Below are 21,170 nucleotides of genomic sequence, written 5' to 3'. Positions count from 1 at the left end.
GGGCTGCGACAGCGACAAGTCATGCGCCACGTTCGGTCTTCGGCGCCCGGAAAATCCGCTGCCGAAAGCTGGCCCATGCAGCGCGCCATGACGCACCTTCAATGCGCCGTCGCGCCCCCATTGAGCCAGTACCGGTCGATATCCTTCAAACCCCATTTCTCCGGATTCTCGTGCGCAACGATCTTGTCCTGCATACCCGGCCGCGCCAGGTCGATCAATTCCGCCGCGATATACGCTTTCGATTTGCTTGAAAAGAACACCCTGACTTTGGGCTTGAGCAGCGATTTGCCGACCTGCTGTTCGACGACCACGCCAAGCTTGCCCGACTCGAGCCGCACCAGCGTGCCGACCGGGTAAATGCCCATGCCCTTGACAAACGCCTGGAACACCACCGGGTCCAGATGGCCATTGGTCCACTCCGCCATCTTGCGCAGCGATTCGGCCGGGCACCAGCCCTTCTTGTAGGGACGGTCGGAGGTGATCGCATCGTAGATATCGCAGACGGCGCCCATGCGCGCATACAGGCTGATCTGGTCGCCAGCGAGGCGGTCGGGGTAGCCGCTGCCATCCATTTTTTCATGATGATGGCGGCACACGTCCAGCACGATCGGGCTGACGCCATTTGCCAACAGCAGGATGTCATAGCCAAGCACGGGATGCTGGCGCACCACCGCAAACTCGGCATCGGTCAGTTTTCCCGGTTTGTTGAGGATGTCGGGGTCGGTCACCGCCTTGCCCAGGTCATGCAGCAAGCCCGCCATGCCGGCTTCGTGGATGCCCGCCTCATCGAGGCCCATTCGCGTGGCCAGCGCGATCATCAGCGCACACACCGCCACCGAGTGCATATAGGTGTAATCGTCGGCCGACTTCAGGCGCGCCAGGCTGATCAAGGCACCCGGATTGCGCATCACCGATGCCGAAATTTCTTCGACCAGATCCTGGGCATTGTCGACGTCGACGGCCGCGCCCATGCGCGCCTCATTGAACATGAGCATGACGGCCTGGCGTGACTTGTCGACGATGCGCGCGGCGCGGCCCATCTCTTCATCCATCGATGCCGGCACCGGTTTTGGCGCATCCTTCGCGGCCACTTGCGGCGCTGGGGGAGGCGGCGCCAGCGCGGCGAGCGCTACGTCCTTGCCCTTCGCCGTGTCGATCCAGACCGCGTCGAAGTGCGTGCTGCCGATTTTGACGAGTGTCGCCTGGTCGTCCACCATGAACGATTTCTTCCAGAACGGCGAATCCATCCAGGGGCCGCACAGTTCGTGGACATACATGCGAACTTGTAACTGTTCGAGCGAAATTTTCTTTAACATGGCCTGCTTTCTCGCGCTGGACGCCGTCTTTCAACGATCTCGATCAGCGCAATTTGAAAAAACTGATTTCTTCGTTGAGCCGCTGCGCCTGGTCCGACAAGGTGCCGGACGCCGCCGCGGTTTGCTCGACCAGCGCCGCATTTTGCTGGGTCGAGGTATCGAGTAATTCCATGGCCAGCTGTACCTGCGCAATGCCGAGCGCCTGCTCGGCTGTGCTGGCGGCGACGTCGGCCATCAGCTTGTCGATGCGGGCAGCGTTGCTGACGATGACCGCGATGGTGGTGGCCGCGTCGGCAGCCACCGTGGTGCCGGCCTGAACCTGTTGCATGCTGTCACCGATGAGCACCTTGATTTCCTTGGCGGCACTGGCCGAGCGTTGCGCCAGGATGCGCACCTCGCTGGCCACGACGGCGAAGCCGCGCCCTTGCTCGCCGGCGCGGGCGGCCTCCACGGCGGCGTTCAGGGCCAGGATATTGGTCTGGAAGGCAATCCCATCGATCACGCTGATGATTTCCTCGATCTTGCGCGACGATTGCTCGATACCGTTCATGGTCGACACCACCTGGCCCATGACGGCGCCACCGCGGGAGGCGGAGCGGGCGTTGTCGTTGACGATGGCTGCGGCATTCTTGACCGCTTCGGCCGTGTGCTGAACGGTGCTGCCGATCTGTTCCATGCTGGAGGCGGTTGTCTCCAGGCTGGCAGCGGTCTCTTCGGTGCGGCGCGACAGGTCGTTCGAGGCGGCGGCGATTTCCTCGCTGGCCACCTGCACGCTGGCCGAGCTGTCGATGACGATGCCGACCATGTCGCGCAAACTGGTCTGCATGCGCCCCATGGTTTTCATCAACTGCGCCGCTTCATCGCTGCCCCATGGTGCCGGCGACGTGGTCAGGTTGCCTTCGGTGATCTGTTGCAGATGGCCGGCGACTTCCTGCAGCCCGCCCATCATGACCTTGTAAAACGCCAGCAGCAAGTAACACGCCACCAGCACGAAGGCCAGTGCGAGCGCGAGTTGAAAATGGATGGTCGCGCTCAGGCGCTCGATGCGGGCCTGCAGGCGGCGGTCGAGTTCAGCGGCGACCCTGGCCTGGCCTGCCAGCAGGCCATCGAGCACAGCGCTCGACACGGCCAGGTAAGCGGGCGCCTGCGTGGCGAGTTCCGTGCCCAGCACCTGGCTTTTGAGCGTATCGCGCTGCGTCTTCATGGCGGCGATCAGGCCCTTGATGTCGAGGCTGGCGGCGGCATCGCTGTCCGCTGCCAGACCCTGCTGGTATGACGCCGCGATTTCCTTGACCAACTGCTGTTGAATGGCCACGTCTTCCATCAGGCTGTCGCGTTGTTGCGGCGCCAGTTCGTGGCCGAGCAGCGCCAGCATGCCCTTGTTGCCGATGCGGGCGACCATTTCGACCAGCAGCGGCCCGCGCAAGATCGCGATGTTCATCATGTGGTACGTGTCGAGATCGGGATCGAGCGAGAGCTGGGAACCGTCGGCAACGGCGTTGTTCAGATCGAGCAGCGCATCGATGTAGGCAGTGTGCGCGTCGAAGGTGGCCGCGACCGTGGCGCCGACGGGCGATTGCTGCAATTGCGCCTGCAGTTCGCTCGCGCGGCGATAGGCCGCTTCCAGATTGAACGATTTGCCCAACTGCTGCTCGATGGCGCTCAGCGCCTCGACATTGGCGCGCACCTGGGTTTGCGCATCCGGCAGGGCAGCCTGGTTGGTGGTCGCGGCGAGGCGGCGCAATTGCGCCAGTTTGATGCCCTCGACCACCAGGCCGGAATAGGTCAAGCCCTGGCGTTCCGAGGTAGTGACGCGAATCAGGCCATCCGCAGCACTCCACAGATAGAACAGCGCGAACACCAGCGGCGCGAGAAATGCGAGCGAAATCCAGGCCGACTTGGCTTGGAAACTCAAGGCGCGAAACAGGCGGATGCCGGGTGAGAGCCAGCCGTGGTAGCGGAAAAAATCGCCGAAACCGGCATCGTGCCGCGTGGATTGGCGTGCGCTGTAAGGTTGAATGTCAGGCATGGTGTAGAGGTTTGAATGTTAAAGATAAGCACGATCAAGCGCATTAAACTTAACAATTACGATGATTTTTGTGTATTTGTGAATTTTAGAGAAAAAAATTCCTAAATGCAACAATGTAACTCAAATATTGCAATTTATAGTCATTTTTGATATATTTTTGATCATTAAAGCGCAGCGTGACGCGCCTCTGGCGACAGATTGGTGTTCTTTATGCAATCAACGGCAGTGCCGTACACCCTGCGGTCAGGCCGCTTGTGCGCTCTGGAGGGGAAGGGCGGCGGGACGGCCGAAGTAATAGCCTTGCAGTTCGTCGATGCCCTTGGTGCGCAGGATGGCCAGTTGTTGCGCTGTTTCGACGCCTTCGGCGATGACGCGCAGGCCGTAACGGTCGGCGATCAACACCGCCGCTTCAATGACTGCCACCGATTTTTCATCCATGTGCATCACGAAGCTTCTGTCGATCTTGATGGCGTCGAGGGGGAGCTGGCGCAGGCGTGACAGCGACGAGTAGCCGGTGCCGAAGTCATCGAGGTGAATTTCCACGCCCAGTGCATGGACTGCCGTCAGCGTGTCCAGGGCGCTCGCCATATTGCGCTCGTCGAGGACAGTTTCGGTGACCTCGATGATCAGCTGCGCCGGCGCCAGTCCGCTGTGCGCCAGCGTGGCGCCAACCAGGTCGGCAAAATCGGGCTGGATCAGCTGGCGGATCGAGGTATTCACGGCCACCTTGGGCGGCGCCGTCGCGTCGGCCCCTGCCGGCCACCCTTGCGCGAGCTGACAGGCCTGTTCCAGCACCCAGCGCCCGATCGACAGGATGGTATTTGCGTTTTCAGCCAGCGGAATGAATTCGTCCGGCCCGACGGCGCCCAGTTCGGGGTGGGTCCAGCGCAGCAGCGCTTCGTAGGCCACCACCGCGCCGTCGTGCGCCGCCACGATGGGCTGGAACAGCAAGTGCAAGGAGCCGTCCTGGTGCGCATGCGCCAGCGCCAGGGTCAGTCGCAGGCGGCGCTGCTGCAGTTCGTACGAGCGCTCCGAATAAAACGACAGGCGCCCGCGCCCCAGCTTCTTGGCGTCCGCTGTGGCGATGTCGGCAAACATCAGGGCCTGGTGCAGGTCGAAGGCGGCATTGCCGGCACGCTCGAAGATCCCCATGCTCATGCCGACCGGCAGCTTGTGCTCGCCCAGCTGGAACGGGCTGGACAGGCGTGCGTGCATGCGCTGGTACTCGGCGGCGCTGGCGCCCGGCTGGCCGGCCGGCCGCGTGAGGCACACCACGAATTCGTCGCCGCCCCAGCGGCATACGGCAGGGTCGGCGGCACTGGTGGTCAGCGCCAGTTCGGCCATCACCTCCTGCAGGCGGTCGGAGACCGCCCGCAGCAACAGGTCGCCAAACGCGTGGCCCATCCCGTCATTGATATCCTTGAAGTGGTCGAGGTCGATGAAGATGATGGTCTTGTGCCGCCCGGTATGGCGGTGGGCAAACGGGTAGGACATGAAACCGCGCCGGTTGAGCAGGCCGGTCAGCGGGTCGTGATTGGCCAGAAACTCGAGTTGTGCGGTACGGGCGGCAACGGTCTGTTCGAGGCCGTCATTGACCTGCAAGATCTGCTGGTTCTTTTCCGACAACTGGCGGATCAATTCTTCCTTGTCGCTGGTGAGCGCAAGCGTCGTGCGCAGCAGCCGGAAATTGTTGTTCTGGCTATTCATCATGACGACGGCAAAGACCAGGCCGATCAGGCCGAGCACGTTCATTTTTTCGTCCGGCAGCAGCAGCAACTGGGCGCAACTGGGCGCCAGCAGGATGCCGATGTAGATTTTGCCGATGATGGGCATGCTGGCAAGGGTGCCGGTGGCGCCGCCCGCGAGGGCCGCGAGGACGACCAGTACCGTAAATTGCTCGCTCACGCTGAAGGCGGGCAGCCCGAGGCAGGCGGCCAGGGCCCACAAGGCGGCCGAGCCGAGCAGGCCGCCTGCCAGCAGGACTTGCTGCGCCCCCGGCGCGGCGCCATCCGGATGGCGTGTTGCCCAGCGCTGGCAGGCGCGGTGCACCAGCACGCGCAGCACGCACCAGAGCAGCCCTGTCATGGTCCAGCCAGCCACCCACTGGACAGTCGAATGGCGCACAATCACGGCGAAGGCCGCAATGGCGGCAGCATTGACCAGGATGCCTGGCAGGTGATTTCTGAGCTTTTCGTGCCACAGCTGGGTTGTGAAACGCAAGATGGACTCCAGGATCGCCGGGATGGCGAAAACGGCGGGATGCGCTATTTCGCGTATATTTCTTAAACGAAATACTAGCATGGCCGCTTGATCGACGCGCCCCGCGGGTTTTAAAATACTGCCGCGCGCCCGGGTCAGCTGCGGTGGGTGCGGCGCTGCAGCAACACGGCGGCGCGGGTTGGCGTCACTTTCGTAACACTAAGCGCGCAGCCACACCGAGTGTGAGGGCGCGGGTCGGCACACTGGGCCACAGAACCCGCCAATGGCAATCCTGCCTGTCGCAGGCGTGGCTCGACCGACTGGACCCGCCATGGCGCCTGACTGCACCCACATCCCCCGCGCTGCCGCCGGCATTGCTGCCAGCCCCAAGCCAGCGCCGGCGCCCGCCGACAACATGGTCGAGATCACGGGCGTGCATTTCGCGTTTGGCCAGCGGGCCATCCTGACTGACCTGAACATGACCTTTCCAAGGGGGAAATTGACCGTCATCATGGGCGGCTCCGGCTCTGGCAAGACCACCATCTTGCGCCTGATCGGCGGCATGCTACGGGCGCAAGCGGGCCAGATCCGGATCGATAAGGTCTTGCTTGACACCAACAACACGGCCGGTCTGTACGCGCTGCGCCGCAAAATGGGCATGCTGTTCCAGCAGGGCGCGCTGTTCACCGACCTGACGGCGTTCGACAACGTCGCCTTTCCCTTGCGCGAAAACACGGATCTGCCCGAGAGCATGATCCGCGACCTGGTGTTGTTGAAATTGCAGGTGGTCGGCCTGCGCAATGCCGCCCAGCTGAAACCGGCCCAGCTGTCCGGTGGCATGGCGCGCCGCGTGGCGCTGGCCCGCACCATCGCGCTCGACCCGCCACTGGTCATGTACGACGAACCGTTTGCCGGCCTCGATCCGATCGCCAAGGGCGTCATCGCCAACCTGATCCGCAAACTCAATGATGCCCTCGGCCTGACCTCGATCGTGGTCTCGCACGATGTCGCGGAATCGCTGGCGATGGCCGACAGCATCTATTTCCTGTCCGGTGGCAGCATCATCGCGCACGGCACGCCGGCGCAAATCCGCGCCTCGCGCCTGCCCTACGTGGTGCAGTTCATAAACGGCGCGAAGGATGGCCCGGTGCCGTTCGACTATCCCGGCCCCACCTTTGCCGAAGACCTCGGCCTGGCGCCAGGGCCAGCCGCAACCGTGCCCGGCGCGGGCGACCATGCCGGCCTGACCTCGGCCAGCGAATCGACAATCACCATGTAGCGGCCCGGCTGCGCAATGGTCTGGCGCTCTGGATTGAGCACCCATACCTTGTCGCCGGCGGCGATGGCCTGTTCGTAGGCCGCATCGAGCATGCCGTGCGTATCGAGGAAGCTATTCAAGGTTGCCGGGATGCGGATGCAGCCTTCCGACGCCACCTTGCCCAGGCGCTGTTCCAGCACATTCGGATCGGTGGCGTGCATTTGCAGGCGCATCTGGCTGACGGCGCCGGTGCCCCAGCCACGCTGCGCCTGCTGCCAGCCGAAGTCGAACACGCGCATGCCGCGCCGGCCGTAGCCGCGGATGTGGTTTTCATTGAGGGTGCCCTCGGCGCGGAAATCCGGGTTGTCCAGCGTGTGCGGAAACACGCCCAGCGGCGTGAGGAAATGGTTGTAGGTGCCGACCTTACCGGTCGACACCGCCGTCGCGCCGATCAGCAGCCAGGCATCGGCATCCGTATGCAGCATGAGGAAGGCCGCCTGCACCTGCGCACTGCGGTCGACCAGCAACACCACCTGGGCCGGCGCCGCGATGCCGGCCTCGGCCAGCGCCTGGTTCAGCAAGGCCGCGTAGCGCGCCTGCGCGTCTGCCGGTACCACCAGACGATGGTCGACCTCGCGCGCGAACTGCGCCGTCCACTGCGGTGCTGTCAAGTCGACCGCTGCGGCCAGCGCGCCGGTCCAGCCGGACGCCGTGCCCAGCGCGAGTAGCAGCGCTGCCTGCGCGCGCAGGCTCAAGGGCGCGCCGCTGCAGGCACAGCTTTCGGGTGTCCCATGCCGGCGCGCACCCGTGCAATGGCTTTCTCCACGTCTTCGCGCAGCAGCGCCCAGCGCGCCGCTTCGGCTTTTTCGAGATCCGCCAGCTTGTCTTCGGCGGCAGTGATATCGGCCTGGAAGGCGGCATTGTCCTGCTCGAGCTGCACCCTGGCGGCGCCGCTTGCCGCGGTGGCTTTCCTTTGCAGCCGTGCCAGTTGTGCGTTGGCGCGGGCCAGCTGCATCGACGTCGCGCGAATGAATTGGGCGCGCTGGATGGTCGCTTGCGAGTACGTAAAGCGCGGCATGGCCTTGAGCGACGCGCGGCTGGCGCCGGGCATTACCAGCAGGCCACCCTGTTCGACCAGGTCGTCGCGTGGAATCGCCACCGCGTGCCCGCCCACTTCAAGGAACCCGCCGACGCCGATGATCAGCACGTATGGCGCGGCGGCCGAGGTGACGATGACGTCGACCACCGTGCCGATCTGTTTGCCATCGGGCGAGGCGTACACCGGGCGGCCCATCAGGCCGTGGCGCATGCTCCAGCCTTGTACCGGCTCAGCCGAGGCCGGCAGGGTCATGCTGACGACGGCAGCGGTACCAGGCTGCTGCGCGCTGGCCTGGCTGGAAGCGAACAGGGCGCCGAGCAGGCAGGCTGAGACAGCGATGCGGGAGGGGCGGGTGATCATGGTGGTTTCCTGATGGGTTGTAAGACACCCATCCTGCTGGAAACCCCATTCGCACTCTGTGTGGCTGGCCGCTTAGCGTTCCAGTGCGGGCGCGATGGCAATCGCGGCCAGCGCCAGCGCCAACGGCACCGTCGACATGAAGCCGGCATAGTTAAAACACAGCGCACCGGCGATGCCGCCGCCGAGGAACGATGCAATCAGCGTGGCGTGGATACGCAGCCTGACGCGGTCGGCGTGCACCGCGTCTTCTGCGTCATCCGGATGGGTGCGGTTCCAGTACAGCAGCTTGCCAATTTCGATGCCCAGGTCGGTGGTCAGCCCGGTCAGGTGGGTGGTGCGGATTTCCGCCCTGGAGATCTTGGTGATCAGGGCGTTCTGCAGACCCATGGTAAAACACAGGGTGATGACGGCCAGCGAGACGTCGGCCAGTTCATGCTGTTTGAGTGTGCCGCCGAAGGTCCCGAACAGCAGGATCAGCACGGCCTCGACCAGCAGGGGAATGGCGTACAGGTTGCGCACGCCGCTGCGGCGCAGGTAATTGACCATCAGGGCCGTGCTGGCGGCGCCGCTGACAAAGGCGATCCATGACACTGCCGCAATGCCGGCCAGTTCGAAATGGCGCAGCACCAGCTGGTCGGCGAGAGCGGAGACCATGCCGGTGATATGCGAGGTGTACTGGCCAATCGCGAGAAAACCCCCGGCGTTGAGGGCACCTGCCACGAAGGTCAGGATGACGCCAATGTGCAGGTCGGCGCGCCGGGTGCGTGGTTTGGCGGTCAGTGTCGACAGATACTGAATGGGTAGTGTGGACATAAGCTTGAGGGGAATGGAACCTTGGGCGTTCCATTCTGCGCCTTCCCGGCGCATCCCTCGTGGTTTATTGGCTCACATCCTTGAAATCGGCGTCGACCGCTTCCTCGGCGTGGGCCGCCTCTGGCTGCTGTTGCTGCGCGCTGGCGGCAGGTTTCTGCAAGCCGGCCGCCGCTTCCTGCAGGGCCTCGGTGCGGCTTTCGACCAGGGTCAGATTGGCCGCATCGAGCGCCGCTTCCACTTCGATGATCAGCAACTCGACCTTGCGCACTGCGTCGGCGTCGGCACTGGCACCGAGCGTGGTGATGGTTTTGCGCACCGTGTGGATCGCCGCTTCGCTCTTGTTGCGCGCTTCGGCCAGCAGGCGGGTGGCGTGGTCGGCTTCGGCATTCTGTTCGGCGTCCAGCACCATGTTGCGGATTTCCTGCTCCGTCAGGCCGGAATTGGCTTTGATGGTGATCTTGTTTTCCTTGCCGGTGGCTTTGTCTTTTGCGCCCACGTGCAGGATGCCGTTGGCGTCGATATCGAAGGTGACGTCGATCTGCGGCGTGCCGCGCGAGGCCGGCGCAATGCCTTCGAGGTTGAATTCACCAAGCGCCTTGTTGCCCGCGGCGATCTCGCGCTCGCCCTGGAAGATCTTGATGGTGACGGCTGCCTGGTTGTCATCGGCAGTCGAAAACACCTGGCTGAACTTGGTCGGGATGGTGGTGTTCTTGGCGATCATCTTGGTCATCACGCCGCCCATGGTTTCAATGCCGAGCGAAAGCGGCGTCACATCCAGCAGCAGCAGGTCCTTGCGGTCGCCCGACAGCACCGAGCCCTGAATCGCGGCGCCCACGGCCACCGCTTCGTCCGGGTTGACGTCCTTGCGCGGCTCCTTGCCGAAGAATTCCTTGACCTTTTGCTGCACCTTCGGCATGCGCGTCATGCCGCCGACCAGGATGATGTCGTCGATCTGGTCGACCGTCACGCCGGCGTCCTTGATCGCCGTGCGGCACGGTGCGATGGTCGCCTCGATCAGGTCTTCCACCAGCGCCTCGAGTTTGGCGCGCGTGAGCGTCATCGACAGGTGCACAGGCGCGCCATTGGCCATGGCGATGTATGGCTCGTTGATGTCGGTCTGCTGGGTCGACGACAGTTCGATCTTGGCCCGTTCAGCGGAGGCCTTGATGCGCTGCAGCGCAATCGGGTCTTTTTTAAGGTCGATGCCGTGCTGGGTCTTGAAGGTGTCGATGATGTGGTCGATGATGCGCTGGTCGAAGTCTTCGCCGCCGAGGAAGGTGTCGCCGTTGGTGGCCAGCACTTCGAACTGCTTTTCGCCGTCGAGCGCGGCGATTTCGATGATCGACACGTCGAAGGTGCCGCCGCCCAGGTCATACACGGCGATCTTGCGGTCGCCTTGCTGGTTCTTGTCCATGCCGAAGGCCAGCGCCGCGGCGGTTGGCTCGTTGATGATGCGTTTCACGTCGAGACCCGCGATGCGGCCGGCGTCCTTGGTGGCCTGGCGCTGGGCGTCATTGAAATAAGCCGGCACCGTGATGACCGCTTCCGTGACCGGCTCGCCGAGGTAGTCTTCGGCGGTCTTTTTCATCTTGCGCAGCACTTCGGCCGAGATTTGCGGCGGCGCCATTTTTTTGTCGCGCACGCTGATCCAGGCGTCGCCGTTGTCGGCCTTGACGATGGAGAACGGCATCAGGCCGATGTCCTTCTGCACTTCCTTCTCGTCGAACTTGCGGCCGATCAGGCGCTTGACGGCGTACAGCGTGTTCTTCGGGTTGGTCACGGCCTGGCGCTTGGCCGCCGCGCCAACCAGGATTTCGCCGTCCTGCTGGTAGGCGATGATGGACGGCGTGGTGCGCGTGCCTTCGGCATTGTCGATGACCTTGGGCTGGCCGTTTTCCATAACGGCGACGCAGGAGTTGGTGGTGCCCAGATCGATACCGATTATTTTGCTCATGATGTTTTCCTTGGTGGGTGAAGTTGCAGCAGTGTGTGGGTGTGGCGCATGATGATGTCGTCTTCGTCGGTGGGAATGACCCATGCCGACACGCGGCTGTCAGGACGGGTTACGCGCGGGCCGTGGGCCGCGTTGGCGACCGTGTCGACCTCGATGCCGAGCCAGCGCGCGCCTTCGCAGACGCGTTGGCGGATCTGCGCGGCGTGTTCGCCAATGCCGCCGGTGAACACCAGCGCATCGAGGCCGCCGAGTGCCGCGGCCAGCGAGCCGAGTTCGCGCCCGATGCGGTAGACGAACAGGTCCACCGCTTCAAGCGCGGCGGGCGCGTCGCTGGCCAGCAGCACCTGCATGTCGCCGCTGATGCCGGACACGCCGAAGAGGCCGCTGTCGTGGTACAGCAGGTCGGCCAAGCGTTCGGCGCTGAGGCCTTTTTCCTGCAGTAGATAGAGCACGGCGCCGGGATCGATGGCGCCGCAGCGCGTGGCCATCGGCAGGCCGTCGAGCGGCGTCAGGCTCATGGTGGTGGCGATGCTGCGCCCGTCCAGCAGCGCGCACATGCTGGCGCCAGCGCCCAGGTGGGCGACCACGACGCGGCCAGCGGCAGTGCGCGCGCCCAGTTCTTCGGGCAGGCGGCCGGCGATGTATTCGTACGACAGGCCGTGGAAGCCGTAGCGGCGCAGGCCCTCTTGGGTCAGCGCGCGCGGCAGGGAAAAGCTGCTTTCCACCAGTGGCAGGGTGTGGTGGAAAGCGGTGTCGAAGCAGGCAATCTGGGGCAGGGCGGGGTGGCCCGCCATCAGGGTCGCGATCGCGTCCAGTGCGTGCGGCTGGTGCAGCGGCGCGAGCGGCGTCAGGCGCCGCAGTTCCTTGAGCACCTCGGCGTCGATCAGTACCGGCGCGGTGTAGCGCGGGCCGCCGTGCACCACCCGGTGCGCGGCCGCCGCCAAGGTGACCTGCGGGTAAGCGCTGGCGATCCAGTCCAGCAGCACGGTGGGCCAGCCGGCCGGGTCGCTGGCGGGGTCCAGCGTGCGCTCAACTTTGGCGGTGCCGGCAACATCGCTGGCATGCAGCGTCACGGCGCCTGCCACTGCCGCGATCTGGCCGCAACACAACAGCAACTCGGGCCGCGCGGCATACAGCGAAAACTTCAGGCTGGACGAGCCGGCATTGAGTACCAGTATCGCCGCCCTCATGATGGCAAGCCTGGTACGTGGCGCGCCAGCAGCAGAGCGATGGCGCAGGAACCCAGGCGCGCCAGCGTCGGGTCGGCCCGGCTGGTGAGGATGATCGGCACGCGCGCGCCCAGCACGATGCCGGCCATTTGCGCGCCGCCCAGGTATTCGAGCTGCTTGGCCAGCATGTTGCCGGCTTCCACGTCCGGCACCAGCAAAATGTCGGCGTGGCCGGCCACCGGCGAGATGATGCCCTTGATCAGGGCCGCCTGCGCCGAGACGGCATTGTCAAAGGCCAGCGGGCCATCGACCAGCGCACCGGTGATCTGGCCGCGTTCGGCCATCTTGCACAGCGCAGCCGCGTCGAGCGTCGACGGCATGGCCGGGTTGACCGTCTCGACGGCGCACAACACCGCCACGCGCGGGCGCACGATGCCCAGCGCGCGCACCAGGTCGATGGCGTTCTGCACGATGTCGCGCTTGGTGGTCAGATCGGGCGTCAGGTTCAGCGCTGCGTCGGTGATGAACAGCGCGCGCGGGTAGGCTGGCGCATCGATGGCGAACACGTGGCTCATGCGGCGCCCGGTGCGCAGGCGGGCCGGGGCGGCCAGCACCGCGTGCATCAGTTCATCGGTATGCAGCGCGCCTTTCATCAGCGCTTCGACCTGGCCGGCGCCGGCCATCATGGCGGCTGCTTCGGCCGCTGCTGCGCTGTGTTCGACGTCGACGATCTCGATGCCGGTCAGGTCGAAACCACCGGCCGCCGCTGCCGCATGGATCTTTTGCACCGGCCCGACCAGCACCGGCACGATCAGTGCCAGCCTGGCCGCTTCGAGCGCCGCGCCGAGCGAGGTGGTATCGACCGGGTGCACCACGGCTGTCCTCAAAGGCGCCATGCCGGCTGTCATGGCAATCAGTTTGCGGTAGCCGCTGCCGCCTTCGCGTGGCTCGTGCGCCGGCAGCATCACGCGGGCGCGGGTCTGCTTTTCGTGCGGCGCGATCACCACTGCGGTGCCGGCAATGACGGTTTCGCCGCGCTGGTTGAGCACGGCGCAGGTCAGGCGCACGCTCTCGTGCACCGGGTCCATGGCCTCGACCTTGACCGACACGGCGACCCGGTCGCCGACCGCCACCGGCACCAGGAAGTCAAGCGCCTGGTGCAGCAGCACGGTGCCGGGGCCGGGCAGTTGGGTGCCCAGCACGGTGGAAATGAGTGTGCCGCCCCACATGCCATGCGCCACAATTTGCAGGAAGCGGTCGCTCGCGGCCCATGCCGCATCGACGTCGGCGGGATGGACTTCACCGGACATGATGGCGAACATCTCGATGTCGTGGCGCGTCAGCGTGCGGGTGAGCGTGGCGCTGTCGCCGGCCTTGATCTCCGAAAACGGATGGTTGACCAGCATGGTCATTGGATGCTCCCTTCCTGGTAGGCCGGCGCGGCCCCGTAACCGGCCAGGATCTTGCGGTAGTTGGCGCGCTGGTATTCTTCCGGATCGGCGATGTTGCGCTGGCTGAGCATGCCGCGCATGGCGCACAGGTCGGTCATGCCACGGTTGCCCAGCCAGGCGGCCAGGCCGTCGACCAGGGTGCGCATGTGCGCGGCGCCGTGGCGCAGCAGGGACGAGGTGGTCATCACGACGTCGGCGCCGGCCAGCAGGTACTGGACCACGTTGTCGGGCGTGTCCACGCCGGTGCTCGCTGCCAGCGAGGCATTGATGCGCCCGTGCAGGATGCCGGTCCACAGCAGCGCCAGGCGCATCTCGGACGAACGTGACAGTTCCAGGTTGTTGCGCAGCTTCAGGCGCACCGTATCGATGTCCGGCTGGTAGAAACGGTTGAACAGCACCAGAGAATCGGCGCCGGCCTGCGCCAGTTGGAGCGCGAAATTGCCGGGCGCGCTGAAGTAGGGGCTGAGCTTGACGGCGATTGGAATCCGCACGCGCCGGCGCACCGCCTGCACGATGTGCAGGTAGCGCGCTTCGATGGCGCGCCCGTCCAGCGTCAGGTCGGCGGCGATGAAATAAATGTTCAGCTCCAGCGCGCTGGCGCCGGCATCCTCGAGCTGGCGCGCATAGTCAGTCCAGTTCTCTTCCGTGGCGCCATTCAGGCTGGCGATGACGGGAATCGTCAGTTCGGTGCTGGCGCGCCGGACCAGGTCGAGGTAACGATGCGCCTGCGTTTCGTCCGCATCCGGCGCTGACAGATAGCTGCGCGCTTCCGGCGAGCTGTCGGCGCCGGCCATCGACAGGGCGATGTGGCGGCGCGTTTCGTCCTCGATCTGCTCGGCGAACAGCGAGGGCAGCACCACTGCACCGGCGCCGGCATCCTGCAGCAGCAACAGCGACGCCAGGTCGGCGGTCAGGGGCGACGCCGACGCCACCAGAGGCGAAGGCAACTGCAGGCCCATGTAGTTGGTTCTCAAATCCATTTCAAACTCCTTGTTGGGTGTAGCGCGCGGTGTCGCTGGCCAGGTCTTCGTACTGGCGGTATTTATTTGTTACGGACAGCTGGGCCGCGGCCATCAGTTCGGCAGAGACAGCGGGCTGGCTGCGCGCCAGCGAGGTGTAGCGGATTTCATTGTCGGCATAGCGGCTGAACGGCACCGACGGGCGCGGCGAATCGAGCCGGAACGGGTTGCGCCCGGCGTCGGCCATCGTGGGACTGAAGCGCAGCAGCGGCCAGTAACCGCAGGCCACGGCCAGGTCTTGCTGGTGCATGCCCTGGCGCATGTCGATGCCGTGCGCGATGCAGTGGCTGTAGGCGAGGATGATCGACGGGCCCGGATACGCTTCGGCTTCGCGAAATGCCTGCAGCGTCTGCTGCGCATTCGCGCCCATCGCCACCTGCGCCACGTACACATTCCCGTATGCCATGGCCTGCAGCGCTAGGTCCTTGCGCGCCGTGCGCTTGCCGGCGCTGGCGAATTTGGCCACGGCGCCGAGCGGGGTCGCCTTCGAGGCCTGACCGCCGGTGTTTGAATACACCTCGGTGTCGAGCACCAGCACATTCACGTCGCGCCCGCTGGCCAGCACGTGATCGAGCCCGCCGGAGTCGATGTCATAGGCCCAGCCGTCGCCGCCGACCAGCCAGATGCTGCGCCGGACCAGATGGTCGATCACCGACAGCAGGTCGCGCGCCGCTTCGCTGTCGATTGCCAGCAGCGCGGTTTTGAGTAGCGCCACGCGCGTTCTCTGGGCGCGGATCGCCGATTCGTCGGTCTGGTCAGCATCCAGGATGGCCTGCGCCAGCTGGGGGCCGACCGCGCTTGACAGCGCGAGCAGCAGCGCGCGCGCCAGCGCCAGGTGCTTGTCGGCGGCCAGGCGAAAGCCCAGGCCGAATTCGGCATTGTCTTCAAACAGCGAATTCGACCAGGCCGGACCGCGCCCCTCGCTGTTGGTCGACCATGGCGTGACCGGCAGGTTGCCGCCGTAGATTGACGAGCAGCCGGTGGCGTTGGCGATCATGGCGCGGTCGCCGAACAACTGCGACAGCAGCTTGATGTAGGGCGTTTCGCCGCAACCGGCGCAGGCGCCGGAGAATTCAAAGGTCGGCTCGAGGAACTGCACGCCGCTGACCTTGGAAAAGTTGACGCGCGCGCGGTCGTTGACTGGCAGGCCCTCGAAGAAGCCGATGGCCAGCCGTTCGCCTGCCAGCAGCGGCGCCTTGTCGCGCAGATTGAGCGCTTTCAGGTCCGGCACCACGGGGCTGTGGGCCGGGCAGACTTCGATGCACAGGCCGCAGCCGGTGCAGTCTTCGGCGTAGATCTGCAGCGTGAAGCGGGTTTCCGGATAACCGCGCGCATTCACCGGCGCCGAGCGGAACGCGGCGGGCGCGCCGGCCAGCAAATCTTCATGGTAGTAGCGCGCGCGGATCACGCTGTGCGGACACACCACGCTGCATTCGCCGCACTGGATGCACAGGTCTTGCTCCCACACCGGGATGAAGTCCGAGATATTGCGTTTCTCGAACCTGGCCGTGGCGCTCGGGTAGGTGCCGTCGGCGGGCATGGCGCTGACCGGCAGCTGGTCGCCGCGGCCCTGCATGGCGATCGCAATGAACTTGCGCACGAAGACGGGCGCGCTGGCCGGCACGATGGGCGGGATCTGGACGTTGCCGCTGACGGTATCCGGCAGCGTGACGGGGTGCAGGCGCGCCAGCGCCCCGTCGACGGCGGCAAAATTGGCCTGCACCACGGCGTCGCCCTTGCGCGCGTAGCTGTGTTGGATCGATTCCTTGATGCGGGTGATGGCTTCTTCACGCGGCAGCACGCCGCACAGCGCAAAAAAGCAGGTCTGCAAAATCGTGTTGGTCAGGCCCGGCAAGCCGGCCTCACGCGCGGCCAGCGACGCGTCGATGACGTGCAACTGCAAATGCTTGTCGATGATTTGCTGCTGCACCGGCAGCGGCAGGTGCGCCCACACATCGTCCGGGCCATACACGGTATTGAGCAGGAAAATCGCACCCGGCGCGGCAATGGCCAGCAGGTCTTGCCGCAGCAGGAAGTGGAACTGGTGGCAGGCGACGAAGCTGGCGCGCTCGATCAGGTAGGGCGCATGGATCGGCAGGGTGCCGAAGCGCAGGTGCGACACCGTCTGCGCGCCGGATTTGTGCGAATCGTAGACAAAGTATGCCTGGGCGAAGCGGCCCGCGTCTTCGCCGAGGATCTTGGCGCTGTTCTTGTTGGCGCCCACGGTGCCGTCGGCGCCCAGGCCGTAAAACACGGCTTCGACCTGGTCGCCGCTGGCGAGGCTGAAATCGGGGTCCCAGGCCAGGCTGCTGTGCGAGACATCGTCGTCGATGCCGATCGTGTAGCTGTTCTTCGGCCGCTCTGCCGCCAGTTCATCGAACACCGCTTTTGCCATCCCTGGGCTGAAGTTTTTCGAGCCCAGGCCATAGCGCCCGCCGGTTACCAGCGGCATTGCTGCGCGTTCGCCGCGCCCGACCGCATGGGCCAGCGTGCTGACCACATCGAGGTACAAGGGTTCGCCCGCCGCACCCGGCTCCTTGGCCTGTTCCAGCACGGTGACGCGGGTGCAGGAGGCGGGCAGGGCGGCCAGCAGGTGGGCCGCGGAAAATGGGCGGAACAGGCGTACCTGCAGCACGCCGACCGATTCACCGCGCGCGGCCAGCACCCTGGCCACGGCGGCTGCAGTTTCGGCGCCCGAGCCCATCAGCACCAGGACGCGCTGCGCATCCGGCGCGCCGCTGTAGTCGAACAGGTGATACTGGCGCCCGGTCAGTTTGGCGAAGCGGTCCATGGCCTGCTGCACGATTTCCGGCAGCTTCTGGTAATACGGCGTGACGCTCTCGCGCGCCTGGAAAAAGGTGTCCGGATTGTGCGCGGTGCCGCGGATGAACGGCGCCTCGGGACTGAGCGCGCGGGCGCGGTGGGCGCGTACCAGCTTGTCGTCGATCATCGCGCGAATCGCCTCGTCCGGCACGAAATCGATGGTGTTCAATTCGTGCGAGGTGCGAAAGCCATCAAAAAAGTGCAGGAAGGGCACGCGGCTCTCGAGGGTGGCGGCTTGCGCGATCAGGGCGCTGTCGTGGGCTTCCTGCACTGAGCTCGATGACAACATGGCAAAGCCGGTGCCGCGCACCGCCATCACGTCGGTGTGGTCGCCGAAGATCGACAGCGCCTGCGTGGCCACGGCGCGCGCGGCCACGTGGAACACGGTCGAGGTCAATTCACCGGCAATTTTGAACATATTCGGCAGCATCAGCAGCAGACCCTGCGACGAGGTAAACGTGGTGGTCAGGGCGCCGGCCTGCAGTGCGCCGTGCACCGCGCCGGCGGCGCCGCCTTCGCTCTGCATTTCCTGGACCACGGGGATGTTGCCCCAGATATTGGCGACGCCGCCGGCCGACCATTCGTCGGCCAGTTCGGCCATCGTCGACGAGGGCGTGATCGGGTAGATCGCGCAGACTTCATTGACGCGGTAGGCGATGTGGGCGACGGCGCCGTTGCCATCGATGGTGATGCGCTGGCTCATGCTGTAACCTCGGTAAGATTGACTGGCTCTGCCACCATTTCCATGGCATGGCAGGGACATTGGTCGACGCAGACGGTGCAGCCGGTGCAGGCATTGAGCAGCACGCGGTAGCCCATCCCAGGCCCCAGTTTTTGAATGGCGTCTTCGGGACAGGCGGCGTAGCAGTTGTCGCACTCGAAGCAATTCCCGCACGACAGGCAGCGCTGTGCTTCGCGGCGCGCGCTGGCGGCGTCCAGCCCGGCCGTGACTTCATCGAAACCGGCCACGCGCACGCTGGCGGCCAGTTCGGTTTGCGCGGCGCGCGCAGCGTCGGCGTAGATCGGCAGGTTCAGCATGGCGAAGGTGACCACGGCCGGTGCCGGCGCCACCGGCTGCGCGCTGGCGCCCAGCCATGCGTCGATCATGGCGGCTGCCTGGCGACCGTGGCCGGTGGCCGAGGTGACCGTGCGTGCGCCCGGCACCAGGTCGCCGCCGGCGAACACGCCCGCGGCGCCCGTCATCAGCCTGGCGTCCACTGCCACGCTGCCGTCGGGCTGGATGACGATCCCGGCCAGCGTGCGCAGAAAGTGGGTGTCGGCTTGCTGGCCCAGTGCCAGCACCACGGAATCTGCTTGCAGGGTTTCGAACTGGCCGGTGGGCTGTGGCTTGCCGGCGGCGTCGAGCGCCATGATTTCCAGTTCGAGCTGGCCGGCATCGACTGCGTGGATGCTGCTGAGCCATTTGACGGTGACCCCTTCGTCCTGCGCTTCCTGGGCCTCGAACGCATGGGCTTCCATGTGGGCGCGGTCGCTGATGAAGACGATCACCGCTTCCTCGGCGCCGAGCCGGCGCGCGGTGCGGGCGGCATCCATGGCCGTGTTGCCGGCGCCGTAGACCGCCACGCGGCGGCCCAGTTTGACGGGTGTGCCGGCAGCGGCATCATGCAGCATGCCCACCGCCGTGAGCATGTGCCCGGCGTCGCGCCCGGGAATCTCGATGCGCCTGCCAATTTGCGTGCCGATGGCCAGGAACACGGCGTCGAACTTGCCGGCGGCGCGCGCCGCCGCCAGGTCGGTGACCGGACAGTTCAGGGTCAGCGTCACGCCAAGTGCGACGATGCGGTCGATTTCCTGTTGCAGCACGGCGCGCGGCAGGCGGTAGGCGGGGATCCCGAAGTGCATCATGCCGCCCGGCGCGCTGGCCGCTTCCTGGATTTCGACCGCGTGCCCGAGCCGGCGCAGATGCCAGGCGGCGGCCAGTCCGGCCGGCCCGGATCCGATAACCAGCACGCGCTTGCCAGTGTCGCGCGCCACCGCGATGGTCCAGCCCTGGGCGACCGCCATGTCGCCCAGCATGCGCTCGACGGCGTGGATGCTGACGGCGCTGTCGAGTTCATTGCGGTTGCAGCTGGTTTCACAGGGGTGATAGCAGACGCGCCCGTGCACGGCCGGCATGGGGTTCGCTTCAACCAGCTTGCGCCAGGCGTTTTCGAATTCGCCGGCCTGGGCCAGGGCCAGCCAGCCCTGGATGTCTTCCCCGGCCGGGCAAGCCTGGTTGCAGGGCGCGCGCAGCTGGATGTAGGCGGGGCGCTGGGTGCGCAGCGGGCCGGTGCCCTTGTGACGCAAGGGGTCCAGGCGCGGGGTGAGGTCGTGGAACAGGGTGGTCATGGTGGTGGCTTTCAATGAGGTTCAGGCCGGCACGACCTTGAGGACCGGCGCTTGCACCGCCGCGCCGGTTTCCTTCAAAAACACCGCGAGCACGATGGCGACCGCAATGCCGCCCAGTCCCCAGCCGCCCCACTGCTGGAAGTCCAGCAGGTTCAGCGCGGCACCGCCGGCGCGCTGCTGCAGTACCCAGCCCGCCACTGGCGCGGCGACCGCGCTCAGGGTGAAGACCAGGAAATTCATGGCGCCGGTGGCGCTGCCTTTGACGGTGTCCGGATTGACTTCCTTGATGATGGAATACGGGATCATCGCGGCACCCGAGACGACGCCGAACAGGAAGCCGCCCAGGTAGACTGGCATCGTGCCGGCTGGCAGGTACAAAATGGCAGCGGCCAGGATCAGCATGGCGATGGCGCTGACGATCAGCACCGGTTTGCGCCGTCCCATGCGGTCGGCCACATAGCCCAGCAGCGGCGCCCCGAATACCCAGCCCAGCGGCACCATGGCGGCGCGGTTGACGGCGTCGGCATGGCCGGCGCCGAAGCCGTTCTGCAGCATCGAGACGCCCCAGATCATGTCGCCGATGGTGGTTGGCAGGAACAGCAGGCCGGCGCACAGGCCGCACAGGTAAGACTGCGGGTTCGACAGGACGATTTTGTACGGTGCGAACATTTGCCCGACCGTGCCGCGCGTGGCGCGGGTGCGGTCCGCTTCGCGCGGTGTGGCCAGGAAGGTGATCACGGCCAGCACCAACGTGATGGCGCCGGCGGCCAGCCAGAAATGCTGCCAGCTGATGGTGCCGTGGATCAGCGGCGAGACGATGAATTGGCCGCCGGCGCCGCCCAGCATGCCGAACATTTGCGTGGCGCCCACGGCCGTGGCCAGCAGGCGCGCGGGGAAGCCGTGCGCGGCCAGGTACACCGCGCCGACAAACGCGAAAGCCGAGCCGGCGCCTTGCAGCAGGCGCCCGGCCTGGGCCGCGCCCACGCTGCCCAGCCCGAACAGCGCGGCGCCGATCGCCAGGCAGGCGATGCCGGCCGGGATCGAATACCTGGCGCCGTAACGGTCCAGCGTGGCGCCGGCGATGATGGAAAAGCCGGCATAGGTGTAGTAGTACAGGCCAAGCAGGGAACTCAAGCCCAGCGCAGAAAGGTTCCAGGCGCTGGTCAGTTCAGGCACCATGACGCCGGGCGCCGAGCGCAGCGCGTACTGCAAAAAGTAGAACACGGCGCACAGTAGCCAGGCGCCGATGAACAGTGGGTAGAATTCGCCGCGTTTGGCGGGGATGGATGGACTGGCTGGCATGGCGGGTCTCCCGGATTGCCGGCGCCGCG

The 21,170-nt window shown here is 65.7% G+C and carries 13 protein-coding genes; 1 reads left to right on the top strand and 12 read right to left on the bottom strand.

Annotated elements, in window-relative coordinates; translation table 11 throughout:
- Positions 1-98: 98 nt before the first annotated feature.
- From V6M87_RS14935 to V6M87_RS14925, 3 genes are all read right to left on the bottom strand, one after another.
- Entirely contained in the window at positions 99-1,316 is a 1,218-nt protein-coding gene (locus tag V6M87_RS14935) for an HD-GYP domain-containing protein (RefSeq protein ID WP_332877440.1), read from the bottom strand.
- Between the two features lie 43 nt (positions 1,317-1,359).
- Positions 1,360-3,345 (bottom strand): methyl-accepting chemotaxis protein, encoded by a 1,986-nt coding sequence (locus tag V6M87_RS14930; RefSeq protein ID WP_332877439.1) that lies wholly within the window; start codon positions 3,343-3,345, stop codon positions 1,360-1,362.
- A gap of 243 nt (positions 3,346-3,588) precedes the next feature.
- Positions 3,589-5,565, bottom strand: a complete 1,977-nt coding sequence (locus V6M87_RS14925) for a putative bifunctional diguanylate cyclase/phosphodiesterase (RefSeq protein ID WP_332877438.1) — start codon at positions 5,563-5,565, stop codon at positions 3,589-3,591.
- Positions 5,566-5,959: 394 nt separating this feature from the next.
- Between V6M87_RS14925 and V6M87_RS14920 the strand changes: the two genes are divergently transcribed.
- Complete coding sequence (locus V6M87_RS14920) at positions 5,960-6,823, top strand: ABC transporter ATP-binding protein (RefSeq protein ID WP_332877498.1); 864 nt, start codon at positions 5,960-5,962, stop codon at positions 6,821-6,823.
- Between the two features lie 730 nt (positions 6,824-7,553).
- Here V6M87_RS14920 and V6M87_RS14915 read toward each other — a convergent pair.
- The 9 genes from V6M87_RS14915 to V6M87_RS14875 all read right to left on the bottom strand — a co-directional run bounded on the left by V6M87_RS14915 (position 7,554) and on the right by V6M87_RS14875 (position 21,141).
- Complete coding sequence (locus V6M87_RS14915) at positions 7,554-8,261, bottom strand: PRC-barrel domain-containing protein (protein WP_332877437.1); 708 nt, start codon at positions 8,259-8,261, stop codon at positions 7,554-7,556.
- Between the two features lie 72 nt (positions 8,262-8,333).
- On the bottom strand, positions 8,334-9,074 hold the full coding sequence (locus tag V6M87_RS14910; RefSeq protein WP_332877436.1) for a YoaK family protein: 741 nt from the start codon (positions 9,072-9,074) through the stop codon (positions 8,334-8,336).
- A 64-nt stretch (positions 9,075-9,138) separates the two neighbouring features.
- On the bottom strand, positions 9,139-11,028 hold the full coding sequence (dnaK, locus tag V6M87_RS14905) for a molecular chaperone DnaK (protein WP_332877435.1): 1,890 nt from the start codon (positions 11,026-11,028) through the stop codon (positions 9,139-9,141).
- Positions 11,025-12,218, bottom strand: coding sequence for an acetate/propionate family kinase (locus tag V6M87_RS14900; protein WP_332877434.1), 1,194 nt, complete (start codon positions 12,216-12,218; stop codon positions 11,025-11,027). The genes dnaK and V6M87_RS14900 overlap by 4 nt, the downstream gene beginning before the upstream one ends.
- Entirely contained in the window at positions 12,215-13,609 is a 1,395-nt protein-coding gene (locus V6M87_RS14895) for a bifunctional enoyl-CoA hydratase/phosphate acetyltransferase (RefSeq protein ID WP_332877433.1), read from the bottom strand. The genes V6M87_RS14900 and V6M87_RS14895 overlap by 4 nt, the downstream gene beginning before the upstream one ends.
- Positions 13,606-14,628, bottom strand: a complete 1,023-nt coding sequence (locus tag V6M87_RS14890; RefSeq protein WP_332877432.1) for a dihydroorotate dehydrogenase-like protein — start codon at positions 14,626-14,628, stop codon at positions 13,606-13,608. Before V6M87_RS14890 ends, V6M87_RS14895 begins: the two co-directional genes overlap by 4 nt.
- A 1-nt stretch (position 14,629) precedes the next feature.
- Positions 14,630-18,193, bottom strand: coding sequence for a pyruvate:ferredoxin (flavodoxin) oxidoreductase (gene nifJ / locus V6M87_RS14885; protein ID WP_332877431.1), 3,564 nt, complete (start codon positions 18,191-18,193; stop codon positions 14,630-14,632).
- A complete protein-coding gene (locus V6M87_RS14880) occupies positions 18,190-19,839 on the bottom strand; it encodes an NAD(P)-binding protein (RefSeq protein WP_332877430.1) in 1,650 nt (549 codons plus the stop codon). Before V6M87_RS14880 ends, nifJ begins: the two co-directional genes overlap by 4 nt.
- 21 nt (positions 19,840-19,860) lie before the next feature.
- On the bottom strand, positions 19,861-21,141 hold the full coding sequence (locus V6M87_RS14875; RefSeq protein ID WP_332877429.1) for an MFS transporter: 1,281 nt from the start codon (positions 21,139-21,141) through the stop codon (positions 19,861-19,863).
- Between the last annotated feature and the right edge of the window lie 29 nt (positions 21,142-21,170).

The organism is Massilia sp. S19_KUP03_FR1 (genome assembly GCF_036688685.1).
Lineage (GTDB): Bacteria > Pseudomonadota > Gammaproteobacteria > Burkholderiales > Burkholderiaceae_D > JALYUM01.
Note: the sequence above shows the minus strand (reverse complement) of the source record. Positions and strands in the feature narration are given on the sequence as shown.

Bases quoted from the DNA above. Each gene is read 5' to 3' on its own strand.
- V6M87_RS14895 (WP_332877433.1), bottom strand. From the start codon at position 13,609: ATGACCATGCTGGTCAACCATCCGTTTTCGGAGATCAAGGCCGGCGAC.
- V6M87_RS14915 (WP_332877437.1), bottom strand. From the start codon at position 8,261: ATGATCACCCGCCCCTCCCGCATCGCTGTCTCAGCCTGCCTGCTCGGC.
- V6M87_RS14880 (WP_332877430.1), bottom strand. From the start codon at position 19,839: ATGACCACCCTGTTCCACGACCTCACCCCGCGCCTGGACCCCTTGCGT.
- nifJ (WP_332877431.1), bottom strand. From the start codon at position 18,193: ATGAGCCAGCGCATCACCATCGATGGCAACGGCGCCGTCGCCCACATC.
- V6M87_RS14910 (WP_332877436.1), bottom strand. From the start codon at position 9,074: ATGTCCACACTACCCATTCAGTATCTGTCGACACTGACCGCCAAACCA.
- V6M87_RS14875 (WP_332877429.1), bottom strand. From the start codon at position 21,141: ATGCCAGCCAGTCCATCCATCCCCGCCAAACGCGGCGAATTCTACCCA.
- V6M87_RS14890 (WP_332877432.1), bottom strand. From the start codon at position 14,628: ATGGATTTGAGAACCAACTACATGGGCCTGCAGTTGCCTTCGCCTCTG.
- V6M87_RS14930 (WP_332877439.1), bottom strand. From the start codon at position 3,345: ATGCCTGACATTCAACCTTACAGCGCACGCCAATCCACGCGGCACGAT.
- dnaK (WP_332877435.1), bottom strand. From the start codon at position 11,028: ATGAGCAAAATAATCGGTATCGATCTGGGCACCACCAACTCCTGCGTC.
- V6M87_RS14900 (WP_332877434.1), bottom strand. From the start codon at position 12,218: ATGAGGGCGGCGATACTGGTACTCAATGCCGGCTCGTCCAGCCTGAAG.
- V6M87_RS14920 (WP_332877498.1), top strand. From the start codon at position 5,960: ATGGTCGAGATCACGGGCGTGCATTTCGCGTTTGGCCAGCGGGCCATC.
- V6M87_RS14935 (WP_332877440.1), bottom strand. From the start codon at position 1,316: ATGTTAAAGAAAATTTCGCTCGAACAGTTACAAGTTCGCATGTATGTC.